This window comes from Aeromonas sp. s8, from assembly GCF_040907785.1.
Taxonomy (GTDB): domain Bacteria; phylum Pseudomonadota; class Gammaproteobacteria; order Enterobacterales; family Aeromonadaceae; genus Aeromonas; species Aeromonas veronii.
In genome coordinates this window covers 38,776-53,987 of sequence record NZ_JBFOCL010000037.1, presented here as the reverse complement: position 1 = coordinate 53,987, position 15,212 = coordinate 38,776, and the positions used below count along the sequence as shown (strand labels likewise).

General features: G+C 61.2%; 14 protein-coding genes. 6 read left to right on the top strand and 8 right to left on the bottom strand.

The genetic code is table 11. The annotated features are described in order from the left end of the window. Positions 1-47 precede the first annotated feature (47 nt). From AB5Y86_RS10980 to AB5Y86_RS10955, 6 genes are all read right to left on the bottom strand, one after another. Entirely contained in the window at positions 48-950 is a 903-nt protein-coding gene (locus AB5Y86_RS10980; protein ID WP_368192863.1) for a LysR family transcriptional regulator, read from the bottom strand. A gap of 100 nt (positions 951-1,050) precedes the next feature. Continuing rightward, positions 1,051-1,464 carry a hypothetical protein gene (locus AB5Y86_RS10975; protein WP_368192862.1) on the bottom strand — a complete coding sequence of 138 codons (414 nt, stop codon included), beginning with the start codon at positions 1,462-1,464 and terminating at the stop codon, positions 1,051-1,053. A 26-nt stretch (positions 1,465-1,490) separates the two neighbouring features. Further along, positions 1,491-1,778 (bottom strand): hypothetical protein, encoded by a 288-nt coding sequence (locus tag AB5Y86_RS10970; protein WP_368192861.1) that lies wholly within the window; start codon positions 1,776-1,778, stop codon positions 1,491-1,493. After that, on the bottom strand, positions 1,778-2,302 hold the full coding sequence (locus tag AB5Y86_RS10965; RefSeq protein WP_368192860.1) for an MFS transporter: 525 nt from the start codon (positions 2,300-2,302) through the stop codon (positions 1,778-1,780). Before AB5Y86_RS10965 ends, AB5Y86_RS10970 begins: the two co-directional genes overlap by 1 nt. Next, on the bottom strand, positions 2,299-3,198 hold the full coding sequence (locus tag AB5Y86_RS10960; protein WP_257687630.1) for a pirin family protein: 900 nt from the start codon (positions 3,196-3,198) through the stop codon (positions 2,299-2,301). Before AB5Y86_RS10960 ends, AB5Y86_RS10965 begins: the two co-directional genes overlap by 4 nt. 58 nt (positions 3,199-3,256) lie before the next feature. After that, positions 3,257-3,994, bottom strand: a complete 738-nt coding sequence (locus AB5Y86_RS10955; protein ID WP_368192859.1) for an isochorismatase family protein — start codon at positions 3,992-3,994, stop codon at positions 3,257-3,259. 192 nt (positions 3,995-4,186) lie between these two features. Between AB5Y86_RS10955 and AB5Y86_RS10950 the strand changes: the two genes are divergently transcribed. Then, the gene (locus AB5Y86_RS10950) at positions 4,187-5,122 is read left to right on the top strand and encodes a LysR substrate-binding domain-containing protein (RefSeq protein ID WP_368192858.1); all 936 of its coding nucleotides are present in this window, start codon (positions 4,187-4,189) and stop codon (positions 5,120-5,122) included. Positions 5,123-5,128: 6 nt separating this feature from the next. Here AB5Y86_RS10950 and AB5Y86_RS10945 read toward each other — a convergent pair whose 3' ends face one another. Further along, the gene (locus AB5Y86_RS10945; protein ID WP_236562265.1) at positions 5,129-6,037 is read right to left on the bottom strand and encodes a LysR substrate-binding domain-containing protein; all 909 of its coding nucleotides are present in this window, start codon (positions 6,035-6,037) and stop codon (positions 5,129-5,131) included. A 277-nt stretch (positions 6,038-6,314) separates the two neighbouring features. Between AB5Y86_RS10945 and metE the strand changes: the two genes are divergently transcribed. Both metE and AB5Y86_RS10935 read left to right on the top strand, forming a co-directional pair. Next, a complete protein-coding gene (metE, locus tag AB5Y86_RS10940) occupies positions 6,315-8,579 on the top strand; it encodes a 5-methyltetrahydropteroyltriglutamate--homocysteine S-methyltransferase (RefSeq protein WP_368192857.1) in 2,265 nt (754 codons plus the stop codon). 176 nt (positions 8,580-8,755) lie between these two features. Then, on the top strand, positions 8,756-9,505 hold the full coding sequence (locus tag AB5Y86_RS10935) for an ABC transporter substrate-binding protein (protein ID WP_120414108.1): 750 nt from the start codon (positions 8,756-8,758) through the stop codon (positions 9,503-9,505). Positions 9,506-9,541: 36 nt separating this feature from the next. Here AB5Y86_RS10935 and AB5Y86_RS10930 read toward each other — a convergent pair whose 3' ends face one another. After that, positions 9,542-10,405 carry a LysR family transcriptional regulator gene (locus AB5Y86_RS10930; protein WP_021231364.1) on the bottom strand — a complete coding sequence of 288 codons (864 nt, stop codon included), beginning with the start codon at positions 10,403-10,405 and terminating at the stop codon, positions 9,542-9,544. A gap of 166 nt (positions 10,406-10,571) precedes the next feature. Here AB5Y86_RS10930 and AB5Y86_RS10925 point away from each other — a divergent pair, with 166 nt between their 5' ends. The 3 genes from AB5Y86_RS10925 to focA all read left to right on the top strand — a co-directional run bounded on the left by AB5Y86_RS10925 (position 10,572) and on the right by focA (position 15,189). Further along, positions 10,572-12,005 (top strand): glycoside hydrolase family 1 protein, encoded by a 1,434-nt coding sequence (locus AB5Y86_RS10925; protein WP_368192856.1) that lies wholly within the window; start codon positions 10,572-10,574, stop codon positions 12,003-12,005. 193 nt (positions 12,006-12,198) lie between these two features. Further along, positions 12,199-13,959: a 30S ribosomal protein S12 methylthiotransferase accessory factor YcaO gene (gene ycaO / locus AB5Y86_RS10920; RefSeq protein ID WP_368192855.1), complete on the top strand. Its 1,761-nt coding sequence runs from the start codon at positions 12,199-12,201 to the stop codon at positions 13,957-13,959. Between the two features lie 381 nt (positions 13,960-14,340). Then, positions 14,341-15,189: a formate transporter FocA gene (gene focA, locus AB5Y86_RS10915; protein WP_005333620.1), complete on the top strand. Its 849-nt coding sequence runs from the start codon at positions 14,341-14,343 to the stop codon at positions 15,187-15,189. Positions 15,190-15,212: the final 23 nt, after the last annotated feature.

Genomic DNA, 15,212 nt, shown 5'->3' with positions numbered 1-15,212 from the left:
GCGATAGCCCGGATGAGGAGATGGGCATGCTTGACTGTTAAGCATACTTAAAACGAACTGACGGCCCGCACCTGATCTTTGAGCCAATTAAGCCCGATATCCTGACCGGAGCTCTTGTGCCAACTCATGTAGACGGGGCAATCCTCCGAGAGCCAGGGGAGGGGATAGCTGGCCAGATCCAGCGCTTGCCCCAGCTTCTCCATATGCCACTGGCTGGCGACGCAGAGCCAGTCGGTACGACTCACCAGATGAAGAGCGGTGAGCAGGGAGTCGCTCTCGTAGGCAATCTGGCGCGGCGGCAGCGGCGCCTTGGTCAGGGTGTTGAGCAGCAAGCTGTCGAGCCGTCTGGTTTGCAATACCACGTGCTTTTCGTTGAAGAAGGTGGCCATGTCGGGGGCCTGGCGGATCCTGGGGTGATCCTTGCGGCAGGCGATGCGCAGGGCCTGGGACATGATCTGCTCGTTTTCGATCCCCTGCTCCGCCATCGGCTTGGTGGCCAGCACCAGATCCACGCTGTGCAGATAGAGGCTGTTCTGGCGCAGGGCTTCGTCCTGCACCTGGGTGTTCCACTCCAGCTGACAGTTGGGGGCTTGGGTCTGCAGCAGGTTGTTGAGCTCCGGCAGGAAGAAGATATCGATATCGGGCACCCCCGCGATGCGAAAAGTGCGCCGACTGGTCTGGGGATCAAAGAGATCGGTGCGCTGCAGGCTGCGCTCCATGTCGTGCAGCGGCACCATGATCTCGTGGTGCAGACTGAGCGCTCGCGCCGTGGGGGTGATGCCGCGTCCCTGGCGGACAAACAGCGGCTCGCCCACCAGGCTGGTCAGGCGGCTGATGGCCTGGCTGATGGCCGAGGGGGTCATCTCCATCATCTCGGCGGCCGTGGTGACACCACCATAGCGGATCACCGCATCGAGGACGCGAAAGAGATTGAGATCGACTTGAGACATGGTGGCTACCGTTAAGCAAGATTAAACAGTTAACATACTGAACAGCCTCTTGTCCGGCCAGCATTCCCTGCGATAACTGTGATGTTTCCCTCTCTATTCGTCACCTTTCATCTTGCCGCGAATGCGATCGAGCCTGTTTTGCAGCCATGCTTGAGCCCGGCAGGTGGCCCGCGGCATAGAGTAGCGCGACCAGCAGCAAGCCGCCCAGAAAGAGCCAGCGAGCGCTTCCCCAATGGCCGCTGTCCGTCATCAGGGCCGCCAGCAACAGGGGGCCAAGCAGCTGACCGAAGTTGGCGAGCTGGACAAAAAAGCCCTGCACGATGGCCAGTTGCACCGGCCCCTGACTCACTCCCTGCGCAGACGAGAGGATAGCTGGCGGCGCCATACCGCCCGCCAGGCAGAGGACGAGGCACAATCCATAGGCCCACCACGGCGACAGGCCGGGCCAGAAGGCGAGCATGCCGCACAGCGCCATCAGGCCCAGTGCCCAGCTGATGAGCCGATCTCGTGCCACGCCCCGGCGCAGCAGCCATGCACCCATCAGGTTGCCGGGAATATTGGCGACCACCGCCAGCGCAGAGCAATCTGGCTTTGGCCAATCCCGGGGCTGCCTTGCAACATGGTTGGCAGCCAGACAAAGAGCGCCCAGAGCATCAGGCTGTAGAGCGTGAACGCCAACCCGTAGCGCCAGAGTGTCAGTTGTCGGAGCACCGTGAGCTGGCGCAGTGGGTGGCCCGAGTTGATCGAGTTTTGGGGTGCCCAGACCCGCAGTTTATCTGCCGAGCGACTGGCGAGCAGAAGCAGCAGGGCAGAGAGTTGCGGGATCATCAGGATCTGCCAGGCCAGTCGCCAGCCACCTTGCGCCGTGAGCCAGGGGTGAGCAGCATACCCGCCGCCGCCCCGAGGGGCAGGTTGACTGCCCACAGGCTTATGGCCAGCCGTTTATCCTCCTCCCGGGTCACCGCCACGATAAAGGCGGGCATGGCCACCGAGACCAGCAAAAAGCCAATCCCCTCTACAATGCGCGACAGCAGCATCATGGCTAGCTCGGTGGCGGGCAGTGCCAACGCCCCGCCTATGACGATAACCAAAAGCCCGACAACCCCGGTTTGCCGCCCACTCCAGCGGGTCAGCAGCAGGCCGAGAAAGAGGCTGAAGAGGATCGCCAGCGTATTGAAAGCTGAGGCGAGATAGCTGGCTTCGACCAGTGTCAACCCCAGCTCGCCGCGCAGTATGCCGAGCACGGCGGGCACTTTGCCAAGGCAGAGAGCGCCGCTGGCACCGGCGAAAATGGCGAGGAAGACCAGAGGCCAGCGCGTGCTTTGTGGCTGGTGGCCAGCGAGCGTGCTCATGGCCGAGATTGGCCGTTGCGCAGCCACTCATCGTTGAGCTGACCAAATTCGCCGCGCTGATAGGCATGCAGCCGATCTGCAATGGCGTCGTGGCTGTTCATGACGAAGGGGCCATGTTTGACCAGGGGTTCATTGAGCGCCTGGCCTGAGAGCAGCACAAAGTGGCAGGGCTCGGTGGCCTCAAGTTGCAGTGCCACCGCCTCGCCGCCATCGGCAGAGAGGCTGACTGCCATCCCGTGACCTGCCGGGATGAGGTGCCGCTCTCCCTCCGCCTGCAGGGTCAGCGATCCGGTCAGGGGATAGATCATGGCATTCCAGCCTGCCGCCAGCAGATGGGTGAAGCGGCTGTCGGGCGCGCAATGGCCATCGAGCAGGGTAAAGGGTTGGGGCAGTTCTGCCGAGTGTGGTGCCGTTATCCCGTTACTGTGGCCTGCGACCACCCGTACTCGCACCCCTTCGCCATGAAACTCGGGGATGGTGGCTACGTCTGCGTGGACGGTAAAAGGCGACGCCATCTTCTGACGGGCAGGCAGGTTGACGAAGATCTGCAGGGCGTGTACATAGGGCGATTCCCCTTCCGGCTGCTCGGTATGCACAGCCCCGCGCCCGGCCGCCAGCCAGTGGAGTGCCCCCGGTTCGATGGGGCCCTGATTGCCGAGGGAGTCGTAGTTGACGTGGGGGCTCGTCGAATCTTCAAACAGATAGGTGACGGCAGAGATCCCGGCGTGGGGGTGGGGCTCGAAGGTGGGGGCGGTCATCTGGAAGTGATCCACCATCACCACGGGGTCTATCATGCCGTTGAAAAAGTGTTCGCCAAAATGGCTGGCTGCAAAGCCGCTGCCAATGTGCAGCGGTTGGCTCTTGACGGGGGCGGAGAGAGTCAGGCGTCTGGTCATCGATATAACCTCTTGAAGATAAAAGATGCCTTCGGTCATCTGACCGAAGGCGGGCGAGTTACGACTTCTTGGCACCTTCTTGCATCTGCCACACCAGGGTAGCGAAAGGCATGTCGAGGGCGCTGTAGACATCGTGCGCCTTGGGGTCGACGTTGCTGCGTAGCATCTCGACCGCGGCAGAGGCGTAGTCGGTGACCGGGATACCGGCCCCCAGCAAGCGTTGCAGACCCGTGGTGCGCTTGGCTTCGTTGAAGGTGCCGGAAGCATCGAGCACCACCCGGGCATCATAGCCGGCAGCCTTGGCAGAGAGGGCCGGGAAGCTGGCGCAGATCTCGAGGGATACCCCGGCGATGATCAGCTGTTTGCGGCCGGTCTTCTCAATGGCGGCACGCACGGCAGGATCGTCCCAGGCGTTAATGACGGTGCGGTTGATCACCTTCACATCCGGCAGGGCGCTGGTCAGTTCGGGCATGGTGGGGCCCCACATGCCATCGGGCATGGTAGCGGTCACGATCACCGGCACGCCGAGGGCGCGGGCGGCGTTGGCCAGCGCCACCACGTTGTGCTTGAGTTCGCCCACCGTGGTGTCGCGCACACCGCTCAGCAAGCCGACCTGATGGTCGACCAGCAGCAGTACCGCATTGTCTCGGGAGAGCATCTCCAGATACCGGTTGGGTGATACGGTCGGATGGCTGGCAGCCTCGGCGGCCATGGCAGGTGTCGCTGTGGGGGCCAGCGTGGCGGTCAGGGTCGCCAGACCGAGCAGGGTGGCAGAGCAGATTTGTCGCAGTTTCATGGTGAACTCCTTGTGATATCGGAACAGTCAAACGGCCCTTGCTGGTGGGGCGGATTGCCCGCGCAGCAACCGTCTGATGGGGACAGGGCCATTATGATGGCTGCAAAAATGGCGACAATCTGGTGAAATAGGTTCTTATCGTTCTATTGGTGGAACGATGTGAATGCACCTCACCCTGACCAAGGCTGCCCGATGACACCACTGGAACTTGATTTGAACGATCTCTATCTCTTCACCCATGTGGTGCAGCGACAGGGATTCACTGCCGCCGCGCGGGCGCTTGGCGTGCCCAAGTCGCGGATCTCGCGCCGGATCCGGCTGCTGGAGGAGCGGCTGGATACCCGGCTGCTGCAACGTACCTCGCGCCAACTCAGCCTGACCGATGCCGGTGAGGTGCTCTATCGCCACTGTCAGGCGATGCTGGCCGAGGCGCAGGCGGGAGAGGCGGCTGTGCGGCAACGGCAGCAGGAGCCGAGCGGTCTGGTGCGGATCAGCGTGCCCATTACCATGGCCGATGCGCTGCTTGCCCGCTTGCTGCCCGCTTTCATGGCCCAATACCCCAAGGTGAGGCTCGCCGTGCAAGCCAGCAATCGGCAGGTGGATCTGCTGGAGGAGGGGCTGGATGTGGTGATCCGCGGGGTTGCCTTTGAGCAGCCCCCCTCCAGCCTGGTGCAGGTGCCGCTCTGTACGGTGCAGTGGGGCGTGCTGGCGACCCCGGCGTGGCTCTCGCGCCACAATGCGCTGGCGCATCCACGCCAGCTGGAAGGAGAGGATGCCCTGCTCTTCAGCTCGCTGGAGCGTCAGGCCGATCTGTTGCGGCTGCGGCACGATAGCGGGGAGAGTGAGGAGGTGGCGGTCAATGTGCTGCTGCGCAGCGACAATGTGCAAACCCTCAAACAGGCGGCGCTGGCGGGGCTCGGGATGGTGGGCTTGCCACTTTACGCCTGCGTGAGTGAGTTGGAGGATGGGCGGCTGCAACAACTGTTGCCCGAGTGGCGTCCCAAAGATGGCAAGCTGGTGATGCTCTATCCCGCGCGGCGCGGTCTGTCACCGGCGGTCAGGGCCCTCATCGACTTTATCAAGGCGCAGTTGCCTGCACTGCTGGCAGAGGTCGGTCAGCCACGCTGAGGAGGGCTATCCCTCCATCTTGCGGCGAATGCGCTCGAACAGGCTCTGCAGGCAGGCTTGATCCCGATCGGCGGCCCGCACCGCGCCGTACATATGGCGACGAATACCACTGCCGAGGGGGCGGGCGCAGAGCATCCCCTGTCTGACAAATTCGTCGCTTGCCCAGCGCGGCAAGGCGGCGACGCCGAGTCCTGCGGCGGCCATCTGCAGCATCACCGAGGTATTGTCCACCGGCTTGCAGCGGGCGGGCTCCACCCCGGCGGGTTGCAAAAAGCGGCTGAAGATATCCATGCGGCTGCGCTCCACCGGATAGACCAGCAGCACCTCCGGCCCCAGATCGCCTGGCTCGATGTGGCTCCGGTGGCAGAGGGGATGATCCGGCGCCATCACCAGAGTCAGATCGAAGGCAAACAGCGGCTCGAAGTGGAGATCGCCGCGGGCCTGTACGTCCGAGGTGAGCAGCAGATCAAGCTGGCCGCCGAGCAGGGCATTGATGGCATCAAAGCCCGGCACCGACTCCACCTCCAGATCCACCCCTGGCCACTGGCGGCGAAATTCCGGCAACAGCGGCAGCAGCCACTGGATGCAGCTGTGGCAATCGAGCGCCAGATGCAGCCTGCCCGCATCGCCGCTCTGCAGGGCCTGCAACTGTTTCTCGGTCTGGGCCAGGGCGGGTAACACCTGACGGGCGAGGGCGAGCAGCTGGCTGCCGGCGGCGGTCAGCACCAGCGGGCGGCTTTTGCGCAGGTAGAGCTCCAGATTGAGGCGGGTCTCCAGCTCTTTGAGCTGGTGGGAGAGGGCGGACTGGGTGAGGTTGAGGGTCAGCGCCGCACCGGCCAGCGAGCCCTGCTCGGCCAGTGCGGTCAATGTTTTCAAGTGTTTGATCTCTATCCCTGCATTGCTTGGCACTGCCATAAGATGGCTCCTTGTGAGATTGCGTATGGCGCTGAGGTTGCGGTCGGCGGTTACCCTGTTGCGCTTCTTGACTCCGGCACCTCTTGCACCTGTAAACATCGGCCTCTGTATCCTCGCGGTGAACCTGATTGGCGGTCAGTTGAGGATTATTTGAGAGCCACTTGAAGAGGATTCAATAGCCAGCGTCACCTTATCTTGTCATTTTGGATGTGTAAACATCTGGATGGCTAAATCATCCAGTTTCCCATCAGATGAATGAGCATAAGGAAATGAACCTATGACACGAGCACACACCCTGGGCTTCCCCCGTATCGGCGCCAAGCGCGAGCTGAAATTTGCCCTCGAATCCTACTGGCGTGGCGAGACCACTCAGGCCGAACTCGTTGCCGTGGGCAAGACGCTGCGTGAGCGCCATTGGCAGGCCCAGCACGGCGCCGGGGTCAATCTGCTGCCGGTGGGCGACTTTGCTTGGTACGATCAGGTGCTCGGTACCAGCCTGCTGGTGGATGCGGTGCCTGCCCGCCACCGTCATGGCGAGACCGATCTCGACACCCTGTTCCGGGTGGCCCGTGGCCGTGCGCCGACCGGCCCGGCGGCGGCGGCCGCCGAGATGACCAAATGGTTCAACACCAACTATCACTATCTGGTGCCGGAATTTAGCCGTGATCAGCGCTTCAAACTGGGCTGGAGCCAGCTGTTTGATGAGGTGGAAGAGGCCAAGGCGCTGGGGCTGCCGGTCAAGGCGGTGCTGCTGGGGCCGGTCTCCTACCTCTGGCTCGGCAAGGAGAAAGAGAGCGGCTTCTCCCGCCTTGAACTGCTCGATCGCCTGCTCATCGTCTATCAGGAGATCCTGGCCAAGTTGGCCGCCCAGGGAGTGGAGTGGGTACAGATCGATGAACCTGCGCTGACGCTGGACTTGCCGGACGAGTGGCGGCTGGCCTACCTCAACGCCTACGAGCGCCTCACGGGCCCCTGCAAGCTGCTGCTCACCACCTATTTCGGTTCGGTGGCTCATCAGCGCGACATCATCACCAGCCTCAAGGTAGATGGCCTGCATCTGGATCTGGTGGCCGCCCCCGAACAGCTGGAGACCCTGGTGCCGCATCTGCCCGCCCAGTGGGTCATCTCAGCCGGGGTGATCAACGGCCGCAACGTCTGGCGTGCCAATCTGGCCAAGCTGGCGCCGACTCTGAAGGCACTGAAAGCCAAACTCGGCGAGCGGCTCTGGGTGGCCTCATCCTGCTCATTGCTGCATAGCCCGGTGGATTTGACCCTGGAGCAGGAGCTGGATCCCCAGACCCGCAGCTGGTTCGCCTTCGCCTTGCAAAAATGTTTCGAGCTGGGACTGCTCAGAGAGTATCTGGATGGGGGCGAGCTCGACAAAATCACCGCCTACAGCCAGCCCATCGTCGATCGGGAGTCCGACAGCCGGGTGCACAAAAAAGCGGTGCAGTCACGGCTCGCCAGCCTCACCAACAGCGATTTTGATCGCCACAGCCCCTATCCGGTCAGGGCCGAGCTGCAGCGCTCGGATCTCAAGCTGCCGCTGCTGCCCACCACCACCATCGGCTCCTTCCCGCAGACCTCCCAGATCCGGGTGTTGCGGCAGGATTGGCGCGCCGGTCGCATCGATGACAGCGCCTACGAGGCTGGCATTAAGGCCGAGATCCGCGATGCCATCGCGCGTCAGGAGGCCATCGGGCTGGACGTGCTGGTTCATGGTGAGGCCGAGCGCAACGACATGGTGGAGTATTTCGGTGAGCTGCTGGATGGCTTTGCCATCACCCGCTTCGGCTGGGTACAGAGCTATGGCTCACGCTGCGTCAAGCCGCCGGTGATCACCCGTGACATCGACCGCCCGACTCCCATGACGCTCGAATGGACCCGATTTGCCCAGAGCCTGACCGACAAGCCGGTGAAGGGGATGCTGACTGGCCCTGTGACCATCCTCTGCTGGTCCTTCCCGCGCGAAGACGTGAGCCGCGAGCAATCGGCCCTGCAAATCGGGCTGGCTATTCGCGACGAGGTGGCAGATCTGGAAGCCGCCGGCATCAAGATCATCCAGATCGACGAACCGGCGATCCGTGAAGGCTTGCCCCTGCGCAAGCAGGATCATCAGGCTTATCTCGACTGGGCGGTGCGCGCCTTCCGTCTGAGCGCGAGCCCGGTGGCGGACAGCACCCAGATCCACACCCACATGTGCTACAGCGATTTCAACCTCATCATCGAGGCGGTGGCGGCGCTGGATGCGGACGTGATCACCATCGAGACCAGCCGCAGCCAGATGCAGCTGCTCGAAGCGTTCGAACGCTTCAACTACCCCAACGAGATTGGCCCGGGCGTCTACGACATCCACTCGCCAAATGTGCCGAGCCAGAGCTGGATTGAGGGGTTGCTGCGCAAAGCCGCCAAGCAGATCCCGGCCGAGCGGCTCTGGGTCAACCCGGATTGCGGCCTCAAGACCCGCGGCTGGGAAGAGACAGAAGCCGCCCTCAAGGTGATGGTTGATGCCACCAAGGCGCTGCGGGCCGAGCTGGCGTAACCGGCAAGCCGTGACAGCCATCGGTAAGGTGGCGTGCTGACAAACGAACAAGAGAGGGGAAGCCACTGCTTCCTCTCTCTTTTTTCGTTGGCCACTTTTTCCACTGGATCCTGAACCTTGCCGCAGCCCGCTTTGCACTAGGCTCAGAGTTGGCAGAAGTGGATGGAGTCGCGGCCATGAGAGTCAGTCTGGGGAGCGCAATCCTGTGGGGATTGCTGATGTGGCAGAGTGCATGGGCGGCGCCAGCGGCCGAGTTGAAGATGGTCTACTTTGACGACTTTGCCCCATATTCGTGGCGTGACGAACAGGGCAGGATGCGCGGGCTGATGATAGACGTGATGGATCGGGTGGCAGCGCAGATGGGGCTGCGGGTGCGCCATGAAGGTTATCCGTGGCAACGGGCGCAAAAACTGGTGCGGATGGCGCAGGCCGATGGCTTTGTCACCATCGCCACCCGGGAGCGCCGCTCTTACACATTGGTGGTGGAGGAGCCCGTTACCACGACGGTTTTGACGGTATTTACCCGGCTTGGCCACCCCCGGATGAGCGATTTTCAGCGTGCCAGCCGCTTGAGCGACTTCAAATCACTTACCTTTCTCGACTATTTCGGTAACGGCTGGGGCAAGGAGAACCTGGCGGGCTTCACCGTTCATCACACCATCAATGTCGATAATGTTTTCAAAATGCTGGCGGCGGGTCGGGGGGACCTGATGGTGACCGACCCACTGGTGGCACGCTTCAAACTCAACCAGCTGGGATTGTCCGGGCAGGTGGTCGAGGTGCCGCTGCAGCTTGCCTCTACCCCGTTCAATCTCTGCATCGGCAAGCACTCCCGCTTCAATACCCGGATAACCGAGTTCAACCGTGCCCTGCAACAGCTGCGACAAAGCGGCGAGTTGGCGCGTATCGTCGAACGCTATCGTTGATGCGTTGCCGCCATCTGCGGTTTGCCAAGGGCGTGTCTATCTTGGCGTCATATCGGCGATGGTTGCCCAGAAGGCATCGATCAAGGGCCCCTTGCTGTGGGGCGGACGGATCAGGCCAATGGTCCAGCAGGCTTCCCCGTCTCTCAAGGGGAGGGTGAGCACATCCGGGTGCTCTATGGTGGTGGAGGAGGGGACCAGGGTCCAGGCGATCTCGGCTGCCGCGGTGGCGACGCCAGCGGCGAAGTCGTTGACGTACTGGATATCGCGAAAACGCAGCCCGCTCTGGGCCAGATAGTTCATCAGGTGATCGTAAAACGACGGGGCCTTGTCCCGACGCAGGATCGCCAGCGGCTTGTCCACCAGATCCGCCAACTCCCTCACATCGCGGTAGCTGGCGGGCAGCACGGCGACAAAGTGGGCTTCGACCACTGGCAGGGCGTGCCACCCCTTGGGGGCAGGCAGGCGACAAAAACCGAGATCCAGCTTGCCTTCACTGAGCGCCAGCAGCTGGTGGTGGGTGGAGAGATCGTTGAGCTCGATAGTCACCTGCGGCCGCTCGGCGCGAAAACGGGCGATGGCGGCGGGCACCAGGATTTTGGTGGCCACGCCAAAGCCGATGCGCAGGGTGCCGACATTGCCCGCCAGCACGTCGCGGGCGGTGCGCGAGAGCTGCTCGCTCTGGATGACCACAGCGCGGGCATCCTCATACAGCGCCCTGCCCAGTCCGGTGAGGCGAGTGGTACTGGCATTGCGCTCGAACAGCTCGCCGCCCAGCTCCTCCTCCAGCCGCCTGATCTGTTTGCTCAGGGCCGACTGGGTAACGTGCTGGCGTACCGCCGCCTGGCCGAAGTGCAGCACCTCCCCCAGAGTGACAAAGGCTTTCAGATCCCGTAGCTCCATCAGGGCTCCTTTCATTCCTGTTGGGAATGTTGAGTGGTCAAATTTGTCATTGGACGGAATTTTAGAAGTGATGGATGCTTATGCCAATTCATTTCGGGTGCCCCGACAGGGGGCGCCGAGTTATCAGAGATGGCTGACACCATCAGCGCAGAAGGAGCAACACCAGATGCATCACCACAAGTTCAACGACTTCCCGAGCGATTTTCTGTGGGGCGCCGCCTCCGCCGCCTATCAGGTGGAGGGGGGCTGGAATGCCGATGGCAAGGGGCCCTCGGTGTGGGATCTCTTCACCAAGCTGCCGGGCAAGACCTTTGAGGGGAGCAACGGCGATGTGGCGGTCGATCACTACCACCGCATGGAAGAGGACGTGGCGCTGATGGCCGAGATGGGGCTCAAGGCTTACCGCTTCTCGGTGAGCTGGCCGCGCATCTATCCCACCGGTCGGGGGGAGGTGAACGAGGCGGGTCTGGCCTTCTACGAGAAGCTGATCGACACCCTCTTGGCCCACCAGATCGAACCGGTGCTGACCCTTTATCACTGGGATCTGCCGCAGGCGCTGCAGGATGAGTACGGCGGTTGGGAAGACCGACGCATTATCGAGGATTTCGAGCGCTACTGCGTGACCCTCTATCAGCGTTTTGCCGGCAAGGTGAAGTACTGGGTGTCGCTTAACGAGCAGAACTACAACCTGACCAACGCCTATCAGCTCGGCACCCATCCGCCGGCTGTGCAGGATCGCAAGCGCTTCTTTGCCGCCAACCACATCGCGTTTCTGGCCAATGCCCGAGTGATCAAGGCGTTTCGCCAGCATGTGCCAAATGGCCTCATCGGCCCGAGTTTTGCCTACTCCCCTGCCTATCCGGCGTCGTGCGACCCGAAAGATATGCTGGCCTATGAGAACGCCGAGGAGTTCAACAACCTCTGGTGGCTGGATGCCTACTGCTTTGGCCGCTATCCCCAGGCGGCGCTCGCTTACTTGCGAGAAAACGGCGAGGCACCCGAGATCCTGCCGGGCGATATAGAGTTGCTGCGAGAGGGGACGCCCGACTACATCGGCGTCAACTACTACTACACCCTGACCTACACTGATAACCCCTTGGGCGGTCAGACCCTGCAGCGCATCAACACCACCGGCAAGAAGGGTACTACGCCATCCAGCGGCATCCCCGGCCTCTACAAGACGGCGCCCAATCCGCACCTTGAGACCAGCAACTGGGACTGGGCCATCGACCCGACCGGGATGCGCATCGCGCTGCGTCGCCTCTCTTCCCGCTATGGCCTGCCGCTGATGATCACCGAGAACGGCCTTGGCGAGTTCGACAAGCTGCAGGCGGGCGACAAGGTGAACGATGTGTACCGCATCGATTACCTGCGTAGCCACGTCAAGGCGTGCCAGGAGGCGATGCAGGATGGGGTGGAATTGCTCGGCTACTGCGCCTGGTCGTTCACCGACATCCTGAGCTGGCTCAATGGCTACCAGAAGCGTTACGGCTTCGTCTATGTGGAGCGTGACGAGCAGGGGGGCTCCCTTCGCCGGATCAAGAAGGCGAGCTTCCACTGGTACAGCCAGGTGATTGCGAGCCAGGGCAAGCAGCTCTGACGATGTATCGCGTCGCGTAACCAGCGGGCCCGGGCAATCCCCGGGCCCGCGCTGTTTTTGGCGGGGGAGAGGGGGCAAGCCGGTTTCTCACCGTGCGACTCATCCCTGTTTGCTGATTTTTGTCCTGCCAAAGCCGCCGACCCCTGCTATTATCTGCGGCCGAACATGAGCCAATAAAAATCAGGATATCGTGATGACTGACCACACTTTTATTCCCGGCAAGGACGCGGCGCTGGAAGACTCCATCGAACGCTTCCAGACCAAGCTGCAAGCCTTGGGCTTTGATATTGAAGAGGCCTCCTGGCTCAACCCCGTGCCGAACGTCTGGTCGGTGCATATTCGCGACAAAGAGTGCGCCCTCTGCTTCACCAACGGCAAGGGTGCCAGCAAGAAGGCGGCCCTCGCGTCTGCCCTTGGCGAATATTTTGAGCGTCTCTCCACCAACTACTTCTTCGCCGACTTCTATCTGGGCGAGCAGGTCGCCAACGGCGATTTCGTTCACTACCCGAACGAGAAGTGGTTCCCCATCGAGGGTGACCAGTTCCCGGCCGGTCTGCTCGACAGCTTCACCCGCAAGTTCTACAACCCGGACGGTGAAGTGACCGCCGACATGCTGGTGGATCTGCAGTCAAACAACGAGGAGCGCGGTATCGTCGCCCTGCCGTTCGAGCGTCAGTCCGATCACGAGACCGTCTACATCCCGATGAACATCATCGGCAACCTCTATGTCTCCAACGGCATGAGCGCTGGCAACACCAAGACCGAAGCGCGCACCCAGGCGCTCTCCGAGGTGTTCGAGCGCCACGTGAAGAACAAGATCATCGCCGAGGCCATCAGCTTGCCGCTGATCCCGGACGAGGTGATTGCCCGTTATCCGGGGATTGCCGCCTCCATCGCCGCCCTCGAAGCGGAAGGCTTCCCCATTTACAGCTTCGATGCTTCCTTGGGTGGCCGCTATCCGGTCATCTGTGTGGTGCTGCTCAACCCGAGCAACGGTACCTGCTTTGCCTCCTTCGGCGCCCACCCGCGCTTCGAAGTGGCCTTCGAGCGGACCGTCACCGAGCTGCTGCAGGGCCGTGGTCTCAAGGATCTCGACGTATTCGTGCCACCGTCATTCGATAACGAGCAGGTGGCGGATCACCACAACCTCGAGACCCACTTCATCGACTCCTCGGGCCTCATCAGCTGGGATCTGTTCAAGCAGGATGCGGACTTCGAGTTTGCCGATTGGGACTTCCGTGGCACCTCACAGGAGGAGTTCGATCACCTGATCGGCATCTTCCACGAGCTGGAGCAGCCGGTCTATATCGCCGACTACGAGCATCTGGGTGTCTACGCCTGCCGCATTCTGGTGCCGGGCATGTCCGACATCTATCCGGCCGAAGATCTGCTGCTGGCCAACAACAACATGGGCGCCAACCTGCGCGAAGTGATCCTGGCGCTGCCATCACTGGATTGGGATGCCGAGCAGTACATGGCGTTGTTTGATCAACTGGATGAAGAGGGGCACGACGAGCGCACCCGTGTACGCGAGCTGCTGGGCATCGCCGCTGCCAAGGGGACCGCGATGCACACCCTGCGCGTTGGCGAGCTGAAAGCCATGCTGGCGCTGGCCGCCGGTGAGCTGGAGACGGCGCTGGATCTCATCGACTGGACCATGGAGTTCAACCAGTCGGTGTTTACTGCCGAGCGTGCCAGCTACTACCGCGCCCTGCGTGCCTGCGTCGAGTTGTTCCTCGACGAGGAGCGGGATCCGGAGCAGTATCGCGCCGTCTTCATTCGCATGTATGGTGAAGAGACGCTGGCACAGGCATGGGCCAACGCCACTGGCGAAGCACGCTTCCACGGGCTGGAGGCGGCCGATCTGTCGCTCTCCCAGTTCCCGCTGCACCAGAAGCTGCTGGCGGCCTACGAGAAACTGCAGAAGGCCAAGCGAGCCCATCACTGGGCGTGATCGTTGCTGTAAAGGAAGGGGCCGTGTGGCCCCTTCTGTTTATCGTGCGGCAAGGCACGGGATTGTTATTCAAAGATGAAATAAAAAACAAAAAATACCCCTAAGGGGGTTGATGGCAGGGCAGGGGATGTGCTGTCGATCTGCAAAGATATCTTGCCAATGCCACATTTCCATGCTCTAGAATAAATTCTTTAAAATCATTGCATTAAAAATGTGATATTTCTGTTTCAGCTGATACCTGGTGTAAAGTGGCGTAGCCATCGCACTAAAATATTTGTAGTAAAATTACATTCGCACTCTGATAAACTTGATCAATGTCAATTTTGGCTATTTGGCCCTTTGTTATGATTTCAACAGGCAAAACATTCAGGTAGAAAATAATTGAAAGCTGAATCTCCATTCGATTGTCTCAAGCCCGAAGCCATCGCTGCACTGGCTGAAGACATCACCTATGCCAAGGCTACCAAGCCGGCATACAAGGTCATTCCACTGGCCATCACCGCAGGCGCTTTCATCGCCATCGCATTTATCTTCTACATCACAGTGACGACCGGAACCGGCTCCATGCCTTGGGGTATGGCCAAGCTGGTGGGCGGTCTCTGCTTCTCTCTCGGACTTATTCTCTGTGTGCTGCTCGGTGCCGAGCTGTTCACCTCCACCACCCTGACGCTGGTGGCCAAGGCTGCCAATCGCATCAGCTGGGCTCAGCTGCTCAAGAACTGGGGTCTGGTCTACTTCGGCAACCTGATTGGCGGTCTGCTGATGGTGGCGCTGATCATCGTTTCTGCCGAGTACACGGCAGCAGACGGTCAGTGGGGTCTCAATGCCCTCAAAGTGGCCCAACACAAAATTCACCACACCTTCTTCGAAGCGGTGGCGCTGGGTATCCTCTGTAACCTGATGGTATGTCTTGCTGCCTGGATGGCGTTTGGTGCCCGCAGCGCGACTGACAAGGTAGTGGTTATGCTGCTGCCGGTTGCCATGTTCGTTGCATCAGGTTTCGAGCACAGCATCGCAAACATGTTTATGATTCCGGTTGGTATCGCTATCCACAGCGTGGCTAGTCCGGAATTTTGGCAGGCCATCGGCCAGGATCCGGCAACCTTTGCTGACCTGACCGTATCCAACTTCGTCCTACACAACCTCATCCCCGTGACCATCGGCAATATCATCGGTGGTGGCGTGATGGTTGGTCTGACTTACTGGTTTATCTTCCGTCGTCATCATTAAGGATGATTGCGGGATACTACATC